Genomic DNA, 18,676 nt, shown 5'->3' with positions numbered 1-18,676 from the left:
CGTCGTGCTCAATAGTTCATTGCGTGGCGATACGCCTTCCAGAAGCCGCGAATCGATGCCTCCGTCACGCGGCTCTCGCTGCTCTCGGCGGTGTCGCCGCCCATCTCGATGACCGAGCACGCGTTCTCCGCGCCTTCGATACCGCGCTGCACGAAGCCGCCGACGCAGCCGTCTTCCATCGACACATAACCTGCCGGGCCGACGAGGTTCGCCTGTCGCAGCCGCATTTCGCGCAGTTCGGGCGTGTCGTCCTCGAAGCCGAGGTAGGTCCAGTTGAGTTCGGTTTCCGCAGTGCCGCGCGGCAGGATTTGGCGCACGGCGATCGCGTTCTGGATCTGCTGCAGCACGAAGCCGGGGAACACGGAAAGGATCTGCAGCGTGATGCCGTCGCCGAATTCGTCGGTGCCCTTCAGCACGGACGCATCTTCGAGACGGTGGCCGCTTTCAGAGCGGATGTTCTGCTGCGAATAGTCCTTGCTGGATGTTTCTTTCGCGTGATCGACGGCCGAATAGCTCACATGATGCGCACCGCTCGGATCGACGATGATCCCGCCGCGCTGCGAGAGGCGATTCAACTGGAACGTCGTGAAGAACAGATGCAGGATGCTCGCGTGATACGAGTCCTTCACGTTCTCGACATACAGCTTCCAGTTGTTCGGCAGCATCTGCGTGAAGCGGCCGAGCACGACGGGCTTGCGGCCTTCGAGCACGCGCGCGATGCGCGAGACGATCTCCTCGCCGAGATATTCCTCGAGCGGCGCGACTTCATCGGAATAGCTGCCGAACACGAGTCCGTGCAGCGTCTCGACGCGCAGCTTGCGCAGGCCGTGGTCCTCCATGCAGAAGTCCGGCTTCATGCCGCCCTTGCCGTTGATGCCGTCCTTGAACGCGACACCCAGCAGGTCGCCCTGCAGGTTGTAGGTCCACGCGTGATAGACGCAGCTGAAGTCTTTCGCGTTGCCCTCGTCCTCCAGGCACACGAGCGCGCCGCGATGCGCGCAGCGGTTCTCGAACGCATACAGCTCGCCGTCGGTATCGCGCGTGACGACGACAGGCGTGTCGCCGACGAAGGTCGCGCGGAAATCGCCCGGATTCGGCAGCTCGACTTCGAGGCAGAGGAAATTCCAGTTCGCGCCGCGAAAGACGTTGTCCTGCTCGTCAGCGTAGACGTCCTTGCTCTGGAAGACGGCGTATGGCACGCGCGTCAGCCCTTCCTCGGGCCAGGTCACATGCGCGCGCGGCGCCGGTTTGATAAGGATGGTGTTCAAGTCGTTCTCCTTCAAGTTCTCGATGTCTCGCGGCGGCATTCGTTTCCGGCGTTGTCGGCGCTTGACACCGCCTCGCCGCTGTGTTCGAATATCGTACATTGTTCGAATATAGAACCATCATGACATCCGTCAAAATGCCTGTCAACGGCGAGGACGGCGCGCCCGCGTCCGTCACAGATAACGAACTTATCGCCGAAGAGGCGTCGGAGCCGCGTGCGCGCGAGGGAATGGGCGGTCTCGCGAAGGGACTCGCGATCATCGAGGCGTTCAGCGCGACGACCGTGCGCATGACCGTGGCGGAAGCCGCGCGCCTCGCGGATGTCACGCGCCCCGCCGCGCGACGCTGCCTGCTCACGCTCGTCGATCTCGGCTACCTGTCCCACGACGGCAAGTTCTTCACGCCGCTGCCGCGCATGCTGCGACTGGGCGGCGCCTACCTGAGCACGTCGTCGCTCGCGCAGATCGCGCAGCCGCTGCTCGCCGCCGCGCGCGACGAGCTGCAGGAGTCGGTGTCGCTCGCCGTGCTGGATGAAGGGCACTCGGTGTTCGTCGGGCGCGCGGAGGCGCTTCGCATCGTGTCGACGGGCGCGAAGCTCGGCGGCCGCCTGCCGGCGTATTGCTCGGCGACGGGCCGCGTGCTGCTTTCGCAGAAGTCGGATGGGGAGATCGTGCGGCACATCTCGTCGGTGCCGTTGAAGAAGCTCACGCCGCACACGATCAACGCGCCGGAGGAGGTGATCGCCACCATTCACCGCGTGCAGACGGACGGCTACGCGATCAGCGACGAGGAGCTCGAGCTCGGCATGCGGGCAATGGCCGTGCCGGTGAAGAACCGCATGGGCGGCATCGAGGCGGCGGTGAGCGTGAGCGTGTCGTCGGCGCGTGTGAGCGTCGACGCGATGAAGCGCGATTTTCTGCCGGTCTTGCAGCGCGTCGCGGCACGGCTCGAACGGGCGCTCTGAGCCACGCTTTATTACACCCGCGACATCACCTCTTCGTTGTAGACTGCCCTCTCCCTTCCGGATCGCGCCGGAGAGGGCGCTCCTCCGCGACACCCTGTCGCATCGCATTGATCTGAAACAATTTTCCAAACATTCGCACCATCGCGAAAAAACGCGCATGGCATGATCCTGACGCGGCGCAACGCCGTGCAACAGCGTTCTTCCGGGACGCTTCGATCATAGAAACCAGCGAATGCAATGAATGAAAATACCCAACGTTTAGCAGTGCCATTGTTATCGGGGTTGATAGCCAGCCTGTGCCTCTCGGGATGCAAGCTGGATGTCCTGGACTCGAAAGGCGTGATCGGCGCTGCGGAATCCTCGCTGATCGCCACGGCGACTTACGCGATGCTTCTCGTCGTCGTCCCGGTGATCCTGCTTACCCTGTTCATCGCCTGGCGCTACCGCGCGTCCAACACGAAGGCCACCTACGCGCCGAAGTGGGCGCACTCCACGGTCATCGAGGTCGTGGTATGGGCCATCCCCGCGGTCATCATCCTGTACCTCGGCATCCTGACGTGGAAAACCACGCATGAGCTCGATCCGTACAAGCCCCTCGAATCGCAGGTCAAGCCGATCAACGTCGAGGTCGTGGCGCTCGACTGGAAATGGCTGTTCATCTATCCGGACCTGGGCGTCGCATCGGTGAACCAGCTGGCGTTCCCGGTGGGCACGCCGGTGAACTTCCGCATCACGTCCGATTCGGTGATGAACTCGTTCTTCATCCCGCAACTCGGCAGCCAGATCTACGCGATGGCCGGCATGCAGACGCGCCTGCACCTGATGGCCGATCACGCGGGCGACTACGCGGGCATCTCCGCCAACTACAGCGGCGCAGGCTTCTCCGACATGAAGTTCCGCGCCCTCGCGATGTCTCCCGCCGAGTTCGACGCGTGGCTGAAGAAAGTGAAGAACGCGCCCGACAATCTGAGCATGGACGTCTACGCCGGCGTCGCGCGTCCGAGCGAGAAGGTCGCGGTGCGCTACTTCTCGACCGTCGATCCGAAGCTCTTCAACAACATCGTCGCGAAGTACAACAACGGCCGCTTCGATGTGAACGGCGCAAATTGCGTAACCAAGGGGTAAGCCATGTTCGGTAAACTAACGCTTGAGGCGATCCCGTACCACGAACCCATCATCATGGGGGCGACTGTCTTCATGGCGATCCTCGTGCTCGGTACGGTCGCCCTTATCACCAGACTCGGCAAGTGGGGCTGGCTCTGGCGCGAGTATCTGACTTCGGTCGATCACAAGCGCATCGGTGTGATGTATCTCGTCGTCGCCGGGCTGATGCTCGTGCGCGGCTTCGCCGACGCCGTCATGATGCGCCTGCAGCAGGCCATCGCGCTCGATTCGCCGGGCTACCTCCCGCCGCATCACTACGACCAGATCTTCTCGGCGCACGGCACCATCATGATCTTCTTCATGGCGATGGCGCTGCTGGTCGCGTTCTTCAACCTCGTCGTGCCCCTGCAGATCGGCGCACGCGACGTCGCCTTCCCGTTCATCAACTCGCTCTCGTTCTGGATGACGGCCATGGCGGCCATTCTGATCAACCTGTCGCTCTTCATCGGCGAGTTCTCGAAGACGGGCTGGCTCGCGTATCCGCCGCTCTCCGAGACGCAGTTCAGTCCGGGCGTGGGGGTCGATTACTACATCTGGGCGCTGCAGCTGTCCGGCGTCGGCACGCTTCTGACCGCCGTGAACTTCTTCGTGACGATCGTGAAGATGCGCGCGCCCGGCATGACGTGGATGAAACTGCCCGTCTTCACCTGGACCGCGTTCTGCTCGAACGTGCTGATCATGGCGACGTTCCCGATCCTGACGGTCGCCCTGGCGCTGCTCGCTCTCGACCGCTACCTCGGCATGCACTTCTTCACGAACGACGGCGGCGGCAACCCGATGGTCTACCTGAACCTGATCTGGGCCTGGGGTCACCCGGAGGTCTACATCCTGGTTCTGCCCGCGTTCGGCATCTATTCGGAAGTGGTTGCGACGTTCTCGAAGAAGCCGCTCTTCGGCTACAAGACGATGGTCTGGGCGACGTGCTGCATCATGGTGCTCTCGTTCCTCGTGTGGCTGCACCACTTCTTCACGATGGGCTCGGGCGCGAACGTCAATGCCTTCTTCGGCATTATGACGATGATCATCTCCATCCCGACCGGCGTGAAGATCTTCAACTGGCTGTTCACGATGTACCGCGGCCGCGTGAAGTTCACGACGCCGGTTCTCTGGACCATCGGCTTCATCATCACCTTCACGCTCGGCGGCATGACCGGCGTGATGATGGCGATTCCCGGCGCGGATTTCGTGCTGCACAACAGCCTGTTCCTGATCGCGCACTTCCATAACGCGATCATCGGCGGCGTGGTGTTCGGCTACTTCGCGGGCGTGCAGTACTGGTGGCCGAAGGTGTTCGGCTTCAAGCTCGACGAGAAGCTCGGCCGCAACGCGTTCATCTGCTGGTTCGTGGGTTTCTTCGTGGCGTTCGTGCCGATCTACATCCTCGGCTTCATGGGTATGACGCGCCGGCTGAACCACTACGACAACCCGGCCTGGCAACCGTACCTGATCGTGGCCGCGGTCGGCGTGGGCATCATCGCGCTGGGCGTCGTGTTCCAGGTCGCGCAGATCGTCGTGAGCACCATCCGCCGCAATCAGCCTGCCTATCGCGACGTCACCGGCGATCCGTGGGACGGCCGCACGCTCGAATGGGCGATGAGCTCGCCGCCGCCCGTCTACAACGTCGCGCGTATCCCCTCCGTGCGCCAGCTGGACGACTTCGCCGACGTGAAGGAAACCGGCCGCATCGATGCGCGTGCGTATCGCGACATTCACATGCCGTCGAACACCAGCGCGGGTCTTGTGATCGGCGTGCTCGCGCTCGCGTTCGGCTTCGCCGCGGTGTGGCACATCTGGTGGCTGGCGATCGCGGGGCTCGCCGGCATCGCCGCGACGGTGATCGGCTACAGCTTCCGCGACAACGCCGGCTTCATCATTCCGGCCGCGACCGTGAAGTCGATCGAGGAGCCGAATTCGCCGAAGCCGCCTGTGAGGGCCGGCGCGGAACGCGAACTGGAACTGGAGGTGATGTAAATGTCGCAAACGACACTTTCCGCGCAACACGCGCATGACCATGAGCACGAGCACCAGTCGCACTCGGTGTTCGGCTTCTGGGCCTACCTGATGACCGACTGCGTGCTGTTCGCGTCCCTCTTCGCGGCCTTCGCGATGTTCGCGATGCAGACAGCGGGCGGTCCGACCGGCAAGGATCTTTTCAATCTGACGGACGTCGCATACGAGACCGGCCTGCTGCTGACGAGCAGCCTGACGTTCGGTCTCGCGATGATCTCGGCGACCCGCAAGCAGTCGGGCGCGGTGCTCGCGTGGCTGTTCGTCACGTTCGCGCTGGGCGCGGGCTTTCTCTGGCTGGAGGTGCATGAGTTCGCGCACCTCGTCGCGGAGGGCGCGGGCCCGCAACGCAGCGCGTTCTGGTCTTCGTTCTTCACGCTGGTCGGCACGCACGGCCTGCACGTCACGATCGGCCTCGTCTGGCTCGTCGTGCTCGCCGTGCAAATCGCGGGCAATCCGCAGATGAACGAGCGTGAGTTGCGCCGGCTGGCTTGCCTCAGCCTCTTCTGGCACTTCCTCGACATCGTCTGGATTTGCGTGTTCTCCTTCGTCTACCTCGGGAGCGTGGTCTGATGGCACATACGCATACCAATTCGAGCGATTTCCCGCATGTGACCGTGCGCGGCTATCTCATCGGTTTCGTTCTGGCCGTCGTGCTGACGGTGGCGTCGTTCTGGGCCGCGACCTCGGGCGCGTTCAAGGGCGAGAACGCGATCCTCGCGCTCGCCGTGCTTGCCGCGGTGCAGGTGATCGTGCACGTGGTGTTCTTCCTGCACGTGAACGCGTCGAAGGGACAACGCTGGCATGCCATGTCGTTTGCTTACACGATCTTGATGTCGCTCATCCTGATCGCCGGCACGGTGTGGGTCATGCATAACGTCCACATGCTGATGATGGCGCGATAGATCGTTCGGCTTGCCCGATCGATGAACGGCGGACCCGCAAACGGGTTCGCCGTTTTTCTTTGCCTGGTCCCGGCGATCAACATTCGACCAATTCCGAACTCGCGGCATGACGATTTTTCAGATAATTCGTGCACGATTTTTTTCTATCCGGTCGCTTGAACGCGAGAGGTAGCGACACACGAGGAACTGCAATGCGAGAAGCGAACAACTTCCCGAGATCGGTCTGCATCGCGACGCCAGCCTACGAAGGAACCTGCAAGATGAGCTACGTCGAGAGCCTTCTTCCACTCGTCCTTCAGATGATGCGGCAGAGTATCGGCATCTACTTTACGACGAGCAAAGGCGCGCTCGTCGTGCCGGGACGCAATCTTTGCGTCGATTTCTTTCTCAAGAAAACAGACGCCTCGCATCTGCTTTTCATCGACAACGACATGAGCTGGCGAACCGCGGACGTCATGCGCATGCTCGGGCACGGCGATCGCGACGTCGTCGCGGCGATGTGCCCGAAGAAGGAGTACGACTGGGAACGCATCGCACAGGTTGCGCGGGAGCGACCCGATCTGCCGGCGTCGGCGTTGCCGCTCTATGGCGTCAAGCAGGTGACCAATATCCCGGTCTATGACGACATCATCGAAGTGGATGGCATCGGAACCGGGATGATGCTGATTCGCCGCGAGGTTTTCGATGCGTTGCGGCATGTCCATCCGGACTGGATGCAAGGCGGGACGAGCATTCACAATGGCACGTTCGCCTATTTTGGCGGCGCGCGAAACACGGACGGCGTGAGCGAGGATCTGGCCTTCTGCGCGGACGTCCGGGCGCTGGGCAAGCGCGTGTACGCTTGCCCGTGGCTGCGGATAGGTCATACGGGGAATCACGAGTTCGTCGGGCATCCGCTGTCGACCGGGCTCTGAAGCTCCGGTAACTCGAAAACGCGCTGCCTCGTGCAGCGCGTTTTTGTTTCTGCGCGCCTGGCAACTGGGCATCTCCCCATCTCTTGACATTTTCAGCATCCACGGAGAACATTTGTCCATAATTTGATTCTGTCATCCACAATATGGACAAGGAGACGCAATGAGCGCGCCAAAGCCCGCGGCGGACGCCATGACGCCGTATCAACTTCCCTTCCCGAAAGAAGCGCAAAAGGAAATCGTCATCGGCAGTGCGATTCCCTCCGACGAGCGCGAGTGGGTTCCGCAAGCAGAGAACGTCTGGTTCCGCCCGCTATGCCTGAACGTATCGACCGGTTACTGGATGAACCTCCTGCGGGTGCGCAAGTCCGGCGTGCTGTCGCGCCACCGTCATCCGCAAGCCGTGCACGGCATGGTGCTGAAAGGCCGCTGGCGCTATCTCGAACACGACTGGGTCGCGACCGAAGGCAGCTACGTCTTCGAGCCGCCCGGCGAAACCCACACGCTCTACGTGCCGGAAGACGTCGAGGAGATGATCACCTACTTCCAGGTGAACGGCGTGATGTTCTACTGCGACCCGTACGGCAACTACACCGGCTACGAGGACGTATTCACCAAGGTCGACATGTGCCGCAAGCATTACGAGGCGGTCGGACTGGGCGCGGACTTCGTCGATCAGTTCATCCGGTAAATTTCCCAAACCACCTCTAGCAGACTCACAAGAGCATTCGGAGGAGACACCATGCTGGAAAAATCGCCGCGCCTGAAGCGCATTCAATGGGTCGCGCTCACGTTCCTGACACTCGCGGGAATCGTGAATTATCTCGATCGCAGCACGCTGTCCATCGCGAATCATTCGGTCACGCAGGAGCTCGGCCTTTCGGCTTCGCAGATGGGCCTGCTGCTCTCCGCGTTCTCGTTCGCGTACGCGTTCTCGCAACTGCCCATCGGCGTGATGCTCGATCGCTTCGGCGCGCGCATCATGCTCGGCCTCGGCATGTTCGTGTGGTCGGTCGCGCAGTTGTTCGGCGGGCTCGTGATGAACCTGCAGCAGTTCCTTGCGGCGCGCATCGCGCTCGGCATCGGCGAGGCGCCGCAGTTTCCGGCGGGCGCGAAGGTCGTCTCCGAATGGTTCGCGCAACACGAGCGCGGCAAGCCGACCGGCATCTTCGTGACCTCGTCGACGATCGGGCCCGCGCTCGCGCCGCCGATTCTCACCGTGCTGCTGCTCTCCTTCGGGTGGCGCAACATGTTCGTCATCATGGGCGCGCTGGGCATTGCGGTGTCGATCGGCTGGTACATCGTCTATCGCAACCGCAAGGACGTGAAACTCGAGCCGCAGGAGCTCGCGCATCTGACCGAAGGCGAACCGGCGCAGCGCAAGGAACGCAACATGACGTTCGCGGAATGGCGCGGCCTGTTCGGCCAGGCGACCACGTGGGGCATGATCTTCGGCTTCATGGGCGTGATCTACATGGTGTGGCTCTATCTCACGTGGCTGCCCGCGTATCTCGAACACGAACGTCATCTGACCATCGCCAAGACCGGCTGGATCGTGACGATTCCGTATCTCGCAGGCACGCTCGGCATGCTGTCGTCGGGCTTCATCGCCGATGGCCTGATGGCGCGCGGCGTCGCGCCGATTCGCAGCCGCAAGTGGCCGATCTGCTCGGGTCTCATCGGCGGCGCGCTCTTCACCGTGCCGGCCGCGTTCACGCCGAACCTGACGCTCGCCATCGTCTATCTGTCGGCCGCGATGTTCTTCGTCAACATGGCGAGCGGCGCGGCATGGGCGCTCGTTTCCGTCGCGGCGCCGCGCCACATGGTCGCGTCGCTCGGCAGCATTCAGAACTTCGGCGGCTACTTCGGCGGCTCGTTCGCGCCGTTCATCACCGGCCTCGTCGTCGACAAGACGCACTCGTTCGTGAATGCGTTCCTGATCAGCGCGGGCGTCGCGTTCGCCGCCGCGCTCGTCTACATGTTCGTCGTGCGCGCGCCGATCCAGGATGCGGAGCAACAGGCCGAGCCCATTCCCGTCGTATGAATCAAACCACCATGACTTTTCAGGCAGATCTCTTCAAGGGCAAGACCGTCGTCGTGACCGGCGGAACGCAGGGCATCGGAGCGGGCATCGCGCAGCAGTTCGCCGCGCTCGGCGCGCGCGTGATCGCCGCCGGCCTCGCGCCGACCGATGCGCAGCGCGAGGCATTGGGCGATGGAATCGAAGTCGCCGCGCTCGATGTCGCCGATGCCGCGAGCACCGCCACGCTTTTCGCAAGCCTCGACGCGCTCGACGTGCTCGTCAACTGCGCGGGCATGATCCGTCGCGGCGACGAGCACGACATCGAGACGTTCGAGCGCGTGATCGCCGTGAACCTCAGCGGCACGATGCGCATGTGCGCGGCCGCGCGGCCGCTGCTCGCGAAGCGCCACGGCTCGATCGTCAACACGGCGTCGATGCTCACCTTCTTCGGCGGCGGACTCGTGCCCGCGTACAGCGCGAGCAAGGGCGGCGTCGCGCAATTGACGAAGTCGCTCGCGATCGCCTACGCGCCCGACGGCATTCGCGTGAACGCGATCGCGCCCGGCTGGATCGCGACGCCGCTGACCCAGGCGCTGCAGGACGACGACGCCCGCTCGCAAGCCATCCTCGAACGCACGCCGATGAAGCGCTGGGGCTTGCCCGAGGACGTCGCGCGCGTGACGGCGTTCCTCGCGTCGCCGGCGGCCTCGTTCATGACGGGCGCGATCGTGCCCGTCGATGGCGGATATCTCGTCGCCTGAGCGCGTCGTTATAATCCAGCGCCATGTCCTCCGATTCGTCCTCTCTCGACGCCGCCAGAGCCACCGGCACCGCCGCGTTCTCGAAGTTCATGGCGGTGCTGCAACTCATCGCCGACGCCGACGAGCCGCCGACCATCGCGCGTCTCACGGCGGCGAGCGGCTATCCGCGCCCGACGGTGTATCGCATCGTCGGTGCGTTGATCGCGGAAGGGCTGGTCGTCGAAAGCGCGCGCGGTTCGTGCTATGCGCTCGGTCCGCGCCTGATGTCGCTCGCGAGCCGCAGCTGGGAGCGCTCGGACTTGCGCATCGCCGCAACCGACGCATTGCAGGCATTGCGCGACGCGACGCAGGAAACCGTGCACCTGGCGGTGAGAAGCGGTTCGGAAATGGTGTACGTGGAGAAGCTCGAAAGCCCGCATGCCGTGCGCATGGCATCGCGCATCGGCACGCGCGTGACGCTTTATTCGAGCTCCGTCGGCAAGGCCTATTTGTCGACGCTCGGCGCCGCCGAACGCGATGCGCTCCTGCAAGGCATCGCGTTCGAACGCTTCACGGCGAATACGATCGTCGATCGCCGTGCGCTCGACGCCGAGCTCGACGCGACGCAGGCGCGCGGCTACGCGGAAGACCGCGAGGAAAACGAGGCGCAGATTTTCTGCTACGGCAGCGCCATCGTGGGCGCGAACGGCGCGACGCTCGGCTGCGTGAGCGTCAGCATTCCGCTGTTCAGAAAGAGCGCGGCGCCGCTCGAAACCTACATCGAGCCGCTCAAGGAAGCGTGCCGCGCGATCGCGGAGCGCATGAGTCCCGGCACGCGCTAACGACATACCGTACCGCGCACCCGTTGCGACGCCGCCGCGCGCTTCGCGATGAGCGACGGCAGGCGCGGCAGCGTATGCGGCCAGTGCGTCGCCTCGTGCGCGAGATGCACCGCCAGGCTTCGCAGGCTGAACTGATCCGCCACCAGCCGCACGATGACCTTGCGGGCGATCTTCCACACATCGACATCCGGCGCGATTTCCTGCGCCACGCGCTCGATCCGCTCCGCCGAGCGCGACAACAGCACCGCCCGCGACGCGATGCGCGCATGCGCCGCGCTGAACATGTGCTCGGCGGGCGCCTTGCCGATCGCGCCGAACAGATCCGCGACACCGACGTTGCGTCGCGCGTGCGGCGAGGCGAAGCGCTCCGCCTCGCGCCGATACGTCGCTTCGACGCGCACTTCGTGATGCGTCGCGTGCGCCTCCGGCCGCCCGTGCTCGAGATGCGCGCGCGCCGCGGCCTTGTGATCGCCCTCCATGAGCGCATGCGACACGCCGACGAGAAACTCGCGCTCGTGCGCGGCGAAGAGCATCATCGGATTGTCGGCTTCGAGGACGATCTGACCGCGCGTGTCCCGCTCGATGCTCACGCGCGCGCCCGCCGCATCGAGCCCCGCGTGATACAGCCCGACGCCGAGCGACATCTCGAAGAACGCTTCGATGAGCGTCGCGACGACATCGGCCTGATCGAGCCCGCATGCCGCAAGTGCAGTGGCGTCCGCAAGCGCGGCGGTTTCGATCGCGCGGGTCGTCAGCACTGAATCGTTGCAGTAATCCCAGAGCACTTCGGGCACCGCGAGCCGGTCGTCGTCGCGCAGGCGAAAGCGCAAATAGCTCTGATCGGCGGCGCGCTGGCGCAGGTCGATCATCGAGTCGACGCTTTCTCGCGCCCGCTGCACCCATTCCGCGGGATGCATCTCGCGCGCTTTCGCCGAGCGCCGTTCCGCGAAGCGCGCCGCCGCCAGCGCGAGATCGAGATCGTCCGCGAGTTCCGCGCACGCGTCGGCGCGCAGCAACGTGATGCGCACGGTCGTATCGCCGATGCGCGCCGTATGCGTCTGCTCCGCTACGCCCGAGCGCAGCGGCGCGTCGCTCAGATGCGTGAGCTCGAAGGCGAGCGTCGCGGGGAAGGCCGCCGCGCAAGCGGTGCGAAAGCGCGCGGCATCGTAAGGCGTGAAGAGGCCGTCCATTTCGGCCAAGGCGACGCGCACGGCGGTTTCCGCAAGCGCGGGATGGCGCGCGAGCGCGCCGGAGGCGTTCTCGAGCACGCGCGACAGTTGCGACAGCGCGGGCACGCCCGCCGCGAGCGGAGCGGCGCGCGCGCCGTGCGACGCGAAGAAGCGCGCAACGCGCGTCATCGCTGCGCCATCATCGAACAGATGACTTTCGCGGACGAACGCCCTGCCAAGACGCCAGAGCGTCGCGAATCGTCGGACAGACAAGTTCAGGCTCGCCGAAAGTGAGTTGAAACCGCTGAAAGACTGCAATGCCGTCATGCGTGGCATCCGGATTGCTTGATGTTTAACACGATTCGCGCAGGCGTGCACGTGGATCTTTCGTGCCGTTCGTCATGGACCGAGCGGGTTTACTTCGTTATCCTGTTCATCATGCTTACTTTCTTTCCTTGCCCATGACGGTCTCCAGCGATTCCAGCCTTGCTTCCATGCGCCAGGCATTGACTCAAGAAAACGGCGTGCGCAGCTTCGTCGTGGCTCGCGATGACGTCATCGTCTTCGAACACTATCGGCATGATGTCGAGCCCGAGAGCCTCGAGAACATCAATTCGGTCACGAAATCGGTGGTCGGGCTCGCGGTCGGCGCCGCGCGGCGCGAAGGCGCGCTGCCGCCCCTCGATACGCCCGCAAGCCGTCTCGTGCCGCAAATGCGCGACGCCGCGCTCGATCCGCGTGTCCGGCGCATCACGCTCCAACATCTGCTCACGATGACATCCGGCTTCGAATGGGATCCGAGCGTCATCGACGATTGCGTGCTCGGTCCATGCGAACGTTTCGCAAGCGGCGAAAGTCGCCTGCGCTTCATACTTTCGCGGCCCTTCGCGAGCGAGCCCGGCACACGCTTCCAGTACGACTCGCACGCGGTCCAGTTGCTGTCGGCCGCGCTCGAGTACGCCACGGGCCGCACGCTCGCCGACTATGCGCGCGACACGCTGTTCGCCCCGCTCGGCATCGACACCAGCGACTGGATCGCCGACGAGGAAGGCCACACGTTCGGCGGCCGCGGACTCATGCTGCGCCCGCGCGACATGATCCGGCTCGGTCTTCTGATCATGCATCGCGGCGCGTGGCGCGGCGTGCGCCTGATCGACGAATCGTTCATCGGCGAAGCCATCTCCGTGCAAAGCGAAGGCGGCCCGCCCATGGACGACGCGCAATATGGCTATCTCTGCTGGATCGACCCGCGCTATGTCTTCGCGGCGGGCTATGGCGAGCAGTTCATTTTCGTCGCGCCGCGCGAGCGGATCGTCGTGGCCGCCACCTGCGAGAACGACGACGCGCCCAAGAACGTGCGCACGCTACTCGCCCGGCATGTGCTGAACGCGTCCTGAATCGGTCTGCGCGCCCGACCTGTATATTTTTGTCGACACGCACTTCGGATTAATCTCAGTACGGTATCTTGTTGATACGTCACGATACGACGTATCAATATCGATATCGAGCGCGATGCAACTTCGAGCGCCCATGCACGAAGATACATAACGACAAGACTGAGAGGCGCCATGCAACTCCATTCCGAACCGTCGATGGCGAGAGCCATGTACATCCTCGGCCAGATCGGCGCGATCATTTGCCACGAGCGCGGGCCATGCCCGCAGACCAACGTTCTGATCGGGATGGCGTCCCGTCCCGCCGAAGGCTTCACCATCGCGGTCGCCGAGATGAACGCGCTGTGCCCGCCGCGACGCGGACATCGCCGCGCGCTGCTGCAATGGAAGCACAAGGAGATACGGCGCCTGAGCAGGATGCTGCCCGATCCCTTGCCGACGGCCGCATCCGCGCAAACGCAGATGCCGTTCTGGGCAGGCTATTGCCAGTATTGGGAAGACATGCTGAACGACCACGCCGAACGCAATATCGAACGGCCCGCGCTCAGGTTGATCGACACGTCCCGCAAGCGCCCCGACGCGTGATCGATTTGCTGCGGCGGCCTATGCGCTCGGACGGTCCGTTTCGGCGTCGCCTTGGCGCTTCGAGAAGTAATCGCGCATCACCGCGATCATCCCGTCGAGTTCCGTGGGCTTCACGAAATAACCGTTGAAGCCGGTGCGTTGCGCGCGCGTCCAGTCCTCCGGGTTCGTGCGGCTCGTATGCGCGATCAGCAGCATGGTGACATCGAGTGCGCGGATTGCCTCGGCCGCCTCCCAGCCGTCGCCGAGCGGCATCATCAGATCGAGCAGCACCACGCCCGGACGCCACTTGCGCGCGAGCGTGACCGCGTCGAGACCCGTGTGCACCGCGCGCACGATGAACTCGGCGTCCTCGAGCGCGAGACAGATCGCGCGCGTCGACTCGATATCGTCATCGGCGATGAGCACGCGCGGCTCGTCGGGGCGCGTCGTGCGCACCGGAATCTGCCACAGGGCTTGCGAAGGAACGCGGTTGGGTCGCTGCATCGGTTCTGGCCTCGGAATGGACAAGAAACAGAGCAACGATCGTTCCCTCGCGAGGTTTGCGAGGCGCCCGCTCAGATCCCACGCGGCCCACCGACGTTACACTTCGGGAATACCCGGCGCCATCGCGCCCCGCCAATGCACGCACGCCGTGCACGTTTTGCATCGGGTCTGGCACCGGCTTGCCGCGAACGTGCGCGCATCCCATATCGTGAGGCTTATCGATGTTCGTCGTCTATTGGCTCGGCGGCAACCCTGACGCCGAAGGCGCGGCCCGCTACAGGAAGTTCGACGCCACGGCGCTCGCCGACGCGCTTCGCTTCGCGGAAGACCTGAGAAAACGCCAGGCCGAAGGCGAGGACGTCGGCTTCGTCACGCTCTGCAGCGAGAATCCGCATTCGGTCGGCAAGCCGGGCGTGGCCGATCCGCCCGCCGGCTACGACTGGAAGAAGCGCCGGCGTTAGTGCTGCGCGGGCGGGCTGGCACGAATCTATTTGTTTAGCAAAATTGGAGGAAACGCGGCGCCTTTGGAGATCCTGGTGAATCTTTCAGGCCTCGCGCTGCATGCGCTCATTCGTGCCTAACTAACGCCAGCGAAGATGCATCCCGAGCAGAAACCAGATCTGAAAGGAGATGCACCATGTACAAGCACATCCTCGTCGCCGTGGGACCGGGCTTCAGCGAAAGCGCCCTCAATATCGCGATCAGCCGCGCACGCGAATGCAACGCGCGCCTCACGGCGCTGCATGTCGTCGATCAGACGCCATGGTGGGCCGTCGTCACGGCGGACTGCAACTGCGCGCAGACGCTCGCCGTCATCGACGATCACGCCCGCGCCGTCACACGCTACAGCGCGCGGCTGATCGAGCGCGCGGGCATCGACGGAACCGTGCGCAGCATCGAGCTGCCGTTGAATGCGAGCGTTGGCGAAACGATCGCGAAGGTCTCGATGGAGCTTGGCGCGGACCTGATCGTGCTGGGCGGCGAAGCGGACGCCGGCTGGCGGCACGGCGGACAACGCCTGCGCGATGTCGTCTGCGCGCGGACGAAGTGTGATGTGCTGATTGCGTCGCACGCCGAGATGCATGCGGATGCGGATCAGCTGATGTGAGGAGGACGCACGCGCGTCAGAGCGCGCTGCGCAAATGCCCGGCAAGCTGCACGATGCCGATTGAAATCTGCTTCTCGCGCTTCGCATCCAGCCGCCCGACCGGCACGCTCGTCGAGACGGCGACGCGCTTGCCCGCCGGCGTCATCCCGACATAAGCCGCAAAGCACGCGAGCCCTTCGGCCACTTCCTCGCGTTCGACGGCGAGCCCGCTCGTGCGGATCGCGCCGAGTTCGCGCAGGAGCGCCGCGCGGCGCGTGATCGTGCGCGGCGTGACGGCTTCCAGGCGCTCGGGCAGACGTTCGATGACGGCATCGTCGGCCAGGCCCGCGAGCAGCGCCTTGCCGAGCGCGCAGCAATGCGCGGGCAGGCGCGAGCCGAGATCGGACACGAGCCGCACCGGACGATGCGCATCCTCGCGCGCCACGTACACCACGTGCACGCCGTCGAGCACGGCCAGCTGCACGACCTCGTTGTGCTTGTTGATGAACGCGCCCGCGCCCTCGCGAAACGCCGCCTGCAGCTTGTCGTGGCGCACGTAGGCGTTGCCGAGCTCGAACAGGCCGACGCCGACGACGTAGCCATCGTCGCGCTTCTCGATCCATTGCATGCGCGCGAGCGTTTCCAGCATCAGATAGAGCGTGCTGCGCGAAAGACCGGTCTGCTCGGCGAGCGCGGCGGCGCGTACCGGCTTCGCGGCGGCGGCGAGCGCTTCGAGGATGTCGTTCGTGCGGCGCAGCGCGGGCACGTCGTAAGCTTTTTCCATCGTTTCCGTGCTGGGTGAGGATACGGCAATATTCCAACAGGTTGGATAAACATGCAACCTAATGGACACCATGCAACGCGCGGGCTACGATCGATTCTCCTTTTTTCGATGCCCCGGTGATCCCGCCCATGCAGCCCGTTTCCGTCTCCTCCTGCCTGCCCGAAGACTTCGCCGATGCCGTGCTGATCGGCCGCGTGTGGCGTTCCGCGCCCGTGAACGGTCCCGCCGTCGTGGCCCTGCGCCGCGGCGAAGTGTTCGACATCACGCGCGCCGCGCCGACTACCGCCGATCTCTTCGACCGCCCTGATGCGCTCGACATCGCCCGCAACGCCGAAGGCGAGCATCTCGGCAGCGTGCAGGACCTGCTGCAGGCGACGCTCGATGCCGCGCCCGGCAGCGTGCGCCTGCTCGCGCCGTGCGATGTCCAGGCGGTGAAGGCTTGCGGCGTCACGTTCGCGGTGAGCCTGCTCGAGCGCGTGATCGAGGAGCAGGCAGGCGGTGACGCGAGCAAGGCTCAGGAAGTGCGCGACACGATCAACAAGCTGATCGGCGCGGATCTCTCGAAGATCAAGCCCGGCTCCGAGAGCGCGGCCAGGCTAAAGGCCGAACTGGAGCGGCGCGGCGCGTGGTCGCAATACATGGAAGTCGGCATCGGGCCGGATGCGGAAGTGTTTTCGAAGTCGCAGCCGATGTCGTCGGTCGGCTTCGGCGCGGATGTCGGCCTCTATCCGACGTCGCAATGGAACAATCCGGAACCGGAGATCGTGCTCGCGGTGAACGCGCGCGGCGAGATCGTCGGGGCGGCGCTTGGCAACGACGTGAACCTGCGCGACATCGAGGGCCGCAGCGCGCTGCTGCTCGGCAAGGCGAAGGACAACAACGCGTCGTGCTCGATCGGCCCGTTCGTGCGCCTGTTCGACGAGCGCTTCACGCTCGATTCGGTGCGCGGCGCGAGCGTGTCGCTGCGCATCGAGGGCGCGGACGACGGCTTCGTGCTCGAAGGCGTGAGCCACATGAGCGAGATCAGCCGCGATCCGGCGGACCTCGTCAAGCAGACGCACGGCGCGCATCATCAGTATCCGGACGGCTTCATGCTGTTCCTCGGCACGATGTTCTCGCCGATCAAGGATCGCGACAGCAAAGGCGGCGGATTCACGCATCATCTCGGCGATGTCGTGACCATCTCCACGCCGAGTCTCGGCGCGCTCGTCAACACGGTCAGACTCTCGACGGAGATCGAGCCGTGGACGTTCGGCGTGCGTGCGCTGTATCAGAGCCTGGCGGCGCGCGGCTTGTTGGGAGCGGCGGCACACTGACGCCCAGGGCGTCTCACGACGCTCCGAACCGGAACGCTTTCGCCTGCCCTTTCGTCACGAGTTGAACGGGCGTCTCCATATACGGCGACAAATCCCGCTGTCGCCGTCTTTCCAGCAGCGCCTTCACCGCGACATCCACGCCGAACACCGCCTGACGCGCGCCGAACTGCTCGACGGTCGCGAGCAGACGGCCGTCGTCGAGCATCGGCTGCACGGCTTCGATGTTGTTGTAGCCCGTCACGAGCACGCGGCCTTTCTTGCCGGAAATGCGCACGGCGTCGATCGCACCCATCGCCATGTTGTCGTTCGCGCACATCAGCCCACGGATCGCCGGATGCTCGTAGAGCATCTGAAGGGCGATCGCCTTGCCGCTCGTCAAGGTCCAGTCGCCGCCGTCCGTATCGACGATGCGCATGCCCGCCGCGCTCATCGCCTCCCTGAAGCCGAGCGTGCGCTGCTGGACGTTGCGATCGTTCGTCGGCCCTTCGATGATGCCGACCTCATCGTCCGCCGCAAGCTTCGAGCCGAGATAGGCGCCGACGAGCCGCGCCCCGCGCCGGCTGTCCGGCCCGACGAACGGAATCGTGACGTTCGCCGCTTCCTGCGCGCCCTCGTCGAACGGATTGTCGATCGCGATCACGATGATGCCCGCCGCGATCGCTTTCGCCGCCACGGGAAGAAGCGCCTTCGAGTCCGCCGGAGCGATGACGATGGCATTGGTCTTCGCGTCGATCAGCGACTCGACGATGCGGGCCTGCCCTGCCACGTCGTTGTCGGCGAGCGTGCCGTGCGTCGTCAGATCGAGTTGCGATGCGTAGTGCCGCTGGTAGTTCCGCGCGCCTTCGATCATCGAAACGACGAAGGGATCGCCCAGCGACTTCATGACGAGCGCGACCGTCGCCTTGTTGTCCGATGCCGCACGCGCGGCGGGCACGCGCGCAAGACCGCAGGCGCTCAAGGCGCAGGCGGCAAGCAGGCGGCGGCGGGCAAGGCTCGTCATTGAATTTCGAGACGGAGGAAATCGCCTCATTGTAGA

Annotated in this window: 20 protein-coding genes; 15 read left to right on the top strand and 5 right to left on the bottom strand. The window is 64.5% G+C overall.

The annotated features are described in order from the left end of the window. Nucleotides 1-8: 8 nt before the first annotated feature. Nucleotides 9-1,268, bottom strand: a complete 1,260-nt coding sequence (locus AWB83_RS32135; RefSeq protein WP_087049688.1) for an aromatic ring-hydroxylating dioxygenase subunit alpha — start codon at nucleotides 1,266-1,268, stop codon at nucleotides 9-11. A 119-nt stretch (nucleotides 1,269-1,387) separates the two neighbouring features. Here AWB83_RS32135 and AWB83_RS32130 point away from each other — a divergent pair, with 119 nt between their 5' ends. The 10 genes from AWB83_RS32130 (at nucleotide 1,388) to AWB83_RS32085 (ending at nucleotide 10,822) form a co-directional block, all read left to right on the top strand. Next, nucleotides 1,388-2,230 (top strand): IclR family transcriptional regulator domain-containing protein, encoded by an 843-nt coding sequence (locus AWB83_RS32130; RefSeq protein WP_087049657.1) that lies wholly within the window; start codon nucleotides 1,388-1,390, stop codon nucleotides 2,228-2,230. A 237-nt stretch (nucleotides 2,231-2,467) separates the two neighbouring features. Then, complete coding sequence (gene cyoA / locus AWB83_RS32125) at nucleotides 2,468-3,355, top strand: ubiquinol oxidase subunit II (RefSeq protein ID WP_087049656.1); 888 nt, start codon at nucleotides 2,468-2,470, stop codon at nucleotides 3,353-3,355. 3 nt (nucleotides 3,356-3,358) lie between these two features. Next, complete coding sequence (gene cyoB / locus AWB83_RS32120) at nucleotides 3,359-5,365, top strand: cytochrome o ubiquinol oxidase subunit I (RefSeq protein WP_087049655.1); 2,007 nt, start codon at nucleotides 3,359-3,361, stop codon at nucleotides 5,363-5,365. Continuing rightward, nucleotides 5,366-5,974, top strand: coding sequence for a cytochrome o ubiquinol oxidase subunit III (gene cyoC / locus AWB83_RS32115; protein WP_087049654.1), 609 nt, complete (start codon nucleotides 5,366-5,368; stop codon nucleotides 5,972-5,974). It begins immediately after the preceding gene. Beyond that, nucleotides 5,974-6,306, top strand: a complete 333-nt coding sequence (gene cyoD, locus AWB83_RS32110; RefSeq protein WP_087049653.1) for a cytochrome o ubiquinol oxidase subunit IV — start codon at nucleotides 5,974-5,976, stop codon at nucleotides 6,304-6,306. Before cyoC ends, cyoD begins: the two co-directional genes overlap by 1 nt. Nucleotides 6,307-6,566: 260 nt before the next feature. Then, nucleotides 6,567-7,220: a glycosyltransferase family 2 protein gene (locus AWB83_RS32105; protein WP_244197957.1), complete on the top strand. Its 654-nt coding sequence runs from the start codon at nucleotides 6,567-6,569 to the stop codon at nucleotides 7,218-7,220. Nucleotides 7,221-7,380: 160 nt separating this feature from the next. After that, nucleotides 7,381-7,908, top strand: a complete 528-nt coding sequence (locus AWB83_RS32100) for a 2,4'-dihydroxyacetophenone dioxygenase family protein (protein ID WP_087049651.1) — start codon at nucleotides 7,381-7,383, stop codon at nucleotides 7,906-7,908. Nucleotides 7,909-7,959: 51 nt separating this feature from the next. Then, nucleotides 7,960-9,261: an MFS transporter gene (locus AWB83_RS32095; protein ID WP_087049650.1), complete on the top strand. Its 1,302-nt coding sequence runs from the start codon at nucleotides 7,960-7,962 to the stop codon at nucleotides 9,259-9,261. 11 nt (nucleotides 9,262-9,272) lie between these two features. Continuing rightward, nucleotides 9,273-10,001: an SDR family NAD(P)-dependent oxidoreductase gene (locus AWB83_RS32090; protein ID WP_087049649.1), complete on the top strand. Its 729-nt coding sequence runs from the start codon at nucleotides 9,273-9,275 to the stop codon at nucleotides 9,999-10,001. Between the two features lie 23 nt (nucleotides 10,002-10,024). Then, on the top strand, nucleotides 10,025-10,822 hold the full coding sequence (locus AWB83_RS32085) for an IclR family transcriptional regulator (RefSeq protein ID WP_087049648.1): 798 nt from the start codon (nucleotides 10,025-10,027) through the stop codon (nucleotides 10,820-10,822). Here the strand turns inward: AWB83_RS32085 and AWB83_RS32080 are convergent. Continuing rightward, a complete protein-coding gene (locus AWB83_RS32080) occupies nucleotides 10,819-12,180 on the bottom strand; it encodes an AarF/UbiB family protein (protein WP_244197956.1) in 1,362 nt (453 codons plus the stop codon). The two genes, AWB83_RS32085 and AWB83_RS32080, sit on opposite strands and share 4 nt — an antisense overlap. A gap of 317 nt (nucleotides 12,181-12,497) precedes the next feature. On the opposite strand from AWB83_RS32080, the gene AWB83_RS32075 reads away from it, so the two are divergent. Both AWB83_RS32075 and AWB83_RS32070 read left to right on the top strand, forming a co-directional pair. Further along, a complete protein-coding gene (locus AWB83_RS32075) occupies nucleotides 12,498-13,388 on the top strand; it encodes a serine hydrolase domain-containing protein (RefSeq protein ID WP_159463098.1) in 891 nt (296 codons plus the stop codon). A gap of 171 nt (nucleotides 13,389-13,559) precedes the next feature. Then, nucleotides 13,560-13,970, top strand: a complete 411-nt coding sequence (locus AWB83_RS32070; RefSeq protein WP_087049646.1) for a hypothetical protein — start codon at nucleotides 13,560-13,562, stop codon at nucleotides 13,968-13,970. An 18-nt stretch (nucleotides 13,971-13,988) separates the two neighbouring features. On the opposite strand, the gene AWB83_RS32065 is transcribed toward AWB83_RS32070, so the two are convergent. After that, on the bottom strand, nucleotides 13,989-14,453 hold the full coding sequence (locus AWB83_RS32065; RefSeq protein ID WP_087049645.1) for a response regulator: 465 nt from the start codon (nucleotides 14,451-14,453) through the stop codon (nucleotides 13,989-13,991). A gap of 221 nt (nucleotides 14,454-14,674) precedes the next feature. On the opposite strand from AWB83_RS32065, the gene AWB83_RS32060 reads away from it, so the two are divergent. Both AWB83_RS32060 and AWB83_RS32055 read left to right on the top strand, forming a co-directional pair. Continuing rightward, nucleotides 14,675-14,914, top strand: a complete 240-nt coding sequence (locus tag AWB83_RS32060; RefSeq protein WP_087049644.1) for a hypothetical protein — start codon at nucleotides 14,675-14,677, stop codon at nucleotides 14,912-14,914. 176 nt (nucleotides 14,915-15,090) lie between these two features. Continuing rightward, on the top strand, nucleotides 15,091-15,561 hold the full coding sequence (locus AWB83_RS32055; protein WP_087049643.1) for a universal stress protein: 471 nt from the start codon (nucleotides 15,091-15,093) through the stop codon (nucleotides 15,559-15,561). Nucleotides 15,562-15,577: 16 nt separating this feature from the next. Here AWB83_RS32055 and AWB83_RS32050 read toward each other — a convergent pair whose 3' ends face one another. Then, nucleotides 15,578-16,324 carry an IclR family transcriptional regulator gene (locus AWB83_RS32050; RefSeq protein ID WP_087049642.1) on the bottom strand — a complete coding sequence of 249 codons (747 nt, stop codon included), beginning with the start codon at nucleotides 16,322-16,324 and terminating at the stop codon, nucleotides 15,578-15,580. A gap of 128 nt (nucleotides 16,325-16,452) precedes the next feature. Here AWB83_RS32050 and AWB83_RS32045 point away from each other — a divergent pair, with 128 nt between their 5' ends. Beyond that, nucleotides 16,453-17,640, top strand: a complete 1,188-nt coding sequence (locus AWB83_RS32045; RefSeq protein WP_087049641.1) for a fumarylacetoacetate hydrolase family protein — start codon at nucleotides 16,453-16,455, stop codon at nucleotides 17,638-17,640. A gap of 13 nt (nucleotides 17,641-17,653) precedes the next feature. On the opposite strand, the gene AWB83_RS32040 is transcribed toward AWB83_RS32045, so the two are convergent. Then, nucleotides 17,654-18,640, bottom strand: coding sequence for a substrate-binding domain-containing protein (locus AWB83_RS32040; RefSeq protein ID WP_087049640.1), 987 nt, complete (start codon nucleotides 18,638-18,640; stop codon nucleotides 17,654-17,656). Nucleotides 18,641-18,676: the final 36 nt, after the last annotated feature.

Origin of the sequence: Caballeronia ptereochthonis (assembly GCF_001545075.1) — a bacterium.
GTDB classification, from domain to species: Bacteria; Pseudomonadota; Gammaproteobacteria; order Burkholderiales; family Burkholderiaceae; genus Caballeronia; species Caballeronia ptereochthonis.
Note: the sequence above shows the minus strand (reverse complement) of the source record. Positions and strands in the feature narration are given on the sequence as shown.

Bases quoted from the DNA above. Each gene is read 5' to 3' on its own strand.
- AWB83_RS32130 (WP_087049657.1), top strand. From the start codon at position 1,388: ATGACATCCGTCAAAATGCCTGTCAACGGCGAGGACGGCGCGCCCGCG.
- AWB83_RS32090 (WP_087049649.1), top strand. From the start codon at position 9,273: ATGACTTTTCAGGCAGATCTCTTCAAGGGCAAGACCGTCGTCGTGACC.
- cyoD (WP_087049653.1), top strand. From the start codon at position 5,974: ATGGCACATACGCATACCAATTCGAGCGATTTCCCGCATGTGACCGTG.
- AWB83_RS32095 (WP_087049650.1), top strand. From the start codon at position 7,960: ATGCTGGAAAAATCGCCGCGCCTGAAGCGCATTCAATGGGTCGCGCTC.
- AWB83_RS32055 (WP_087049643.1), top strand. From the start codon at position 15,091: ATGTACAAGCACATCCTCGTCGCCGTGGGACCGGGCTTCAGCGAAAGC.
- AWB83_RS32065 (WP_087049645.1), bottom strand. From the start codon at position 14,453: ATGCAGCGACCCAACCGCGTTCCTTCGCAAGCCCTGTGGCAGATTCCG.
- AWB83_RS32050 (WP_087049642.1), bottom strand. From the start codon at position 16,324: ATGGAAAAAGCTTACGACGTGCCCGCGCTGCGCCGCACGAACGACATC.
- AWB83_RS32045 (WP_087049641.1), top strand. From the start codon at position 16,453: ATGCAGCCCGTTTCCGTCTCCTCCTGCCTGCCCGAAGACTTCGCCGAT.
- AWB83_RS32070 (WP_087049646.1), top strand. From the start codon at position 13,560: ATGCAACTCCATTCCGAACCGTCGATGGCGAGAGCCATGTACATCCTC.
- cyoC (WP_087049654.1), top strand. From the start codon at position 5,366: ATGTCGCAAACGACACTTTCCGCGCAACACGCGCATGACCATGAGCAC.
- AWB83_RS32085 (WP_087049648.1), top strand. From the start codon at position 10,025: ATGTCCTCCGATTCGTCCTCTCTCGACGCCGCCAGAGCCACCGGCACC.
- AWB83_RS32105 (WP_244197957.1), top strand. From the start codon at position 6,567: ATGAGCTACGTCGAGAGCCTTCTTCCACTCGTCCTTCAGATGATGCGG.
- AWB83_RS32080 (WP_244197956.1), bottom strand. From the start codon at position 12,180: ATGACGCGCGTTGCGCGCTTCTTCGCGTCGCACGGCGCGCGCGCCGCT.
- AWB83_RS32100 (WP_087049651.1), top strand. From the start codon at position 7,381: ATGAGCGCGCCAAAGCCCGCGGCGGACGCCATGACGCCGTATCAACTT.
- AWB83_RS32060 (WP_087049644.1), top strand. From the start codon at position 14,675: ATGTTCGTCGTCTATTGGCTCGGCGGCAACCCTGACGCCGAAGGCGCG.
- cyoB (WP_087049655.1), top strand. From the start codon at position 3,359: ATGTTCGGTAAACTAACGCTTGAGGCGATCCCGTACCACGAACCCATC.
- AWB83_RS32040 (WP_087049640.1), bottom strand. From the start codon at position 18,640: ATGACGAGCCTTGCCCGCCGCCGCCTGCTTGCCGCCTGCGCCTTGAGC.
- cyoA (WP_087049656.1), top strand. From the start codon at position 2,468: ATGAATGAAAATACCCAACGTTTAGCAGTGCCATTGTTATCGGGGTTG.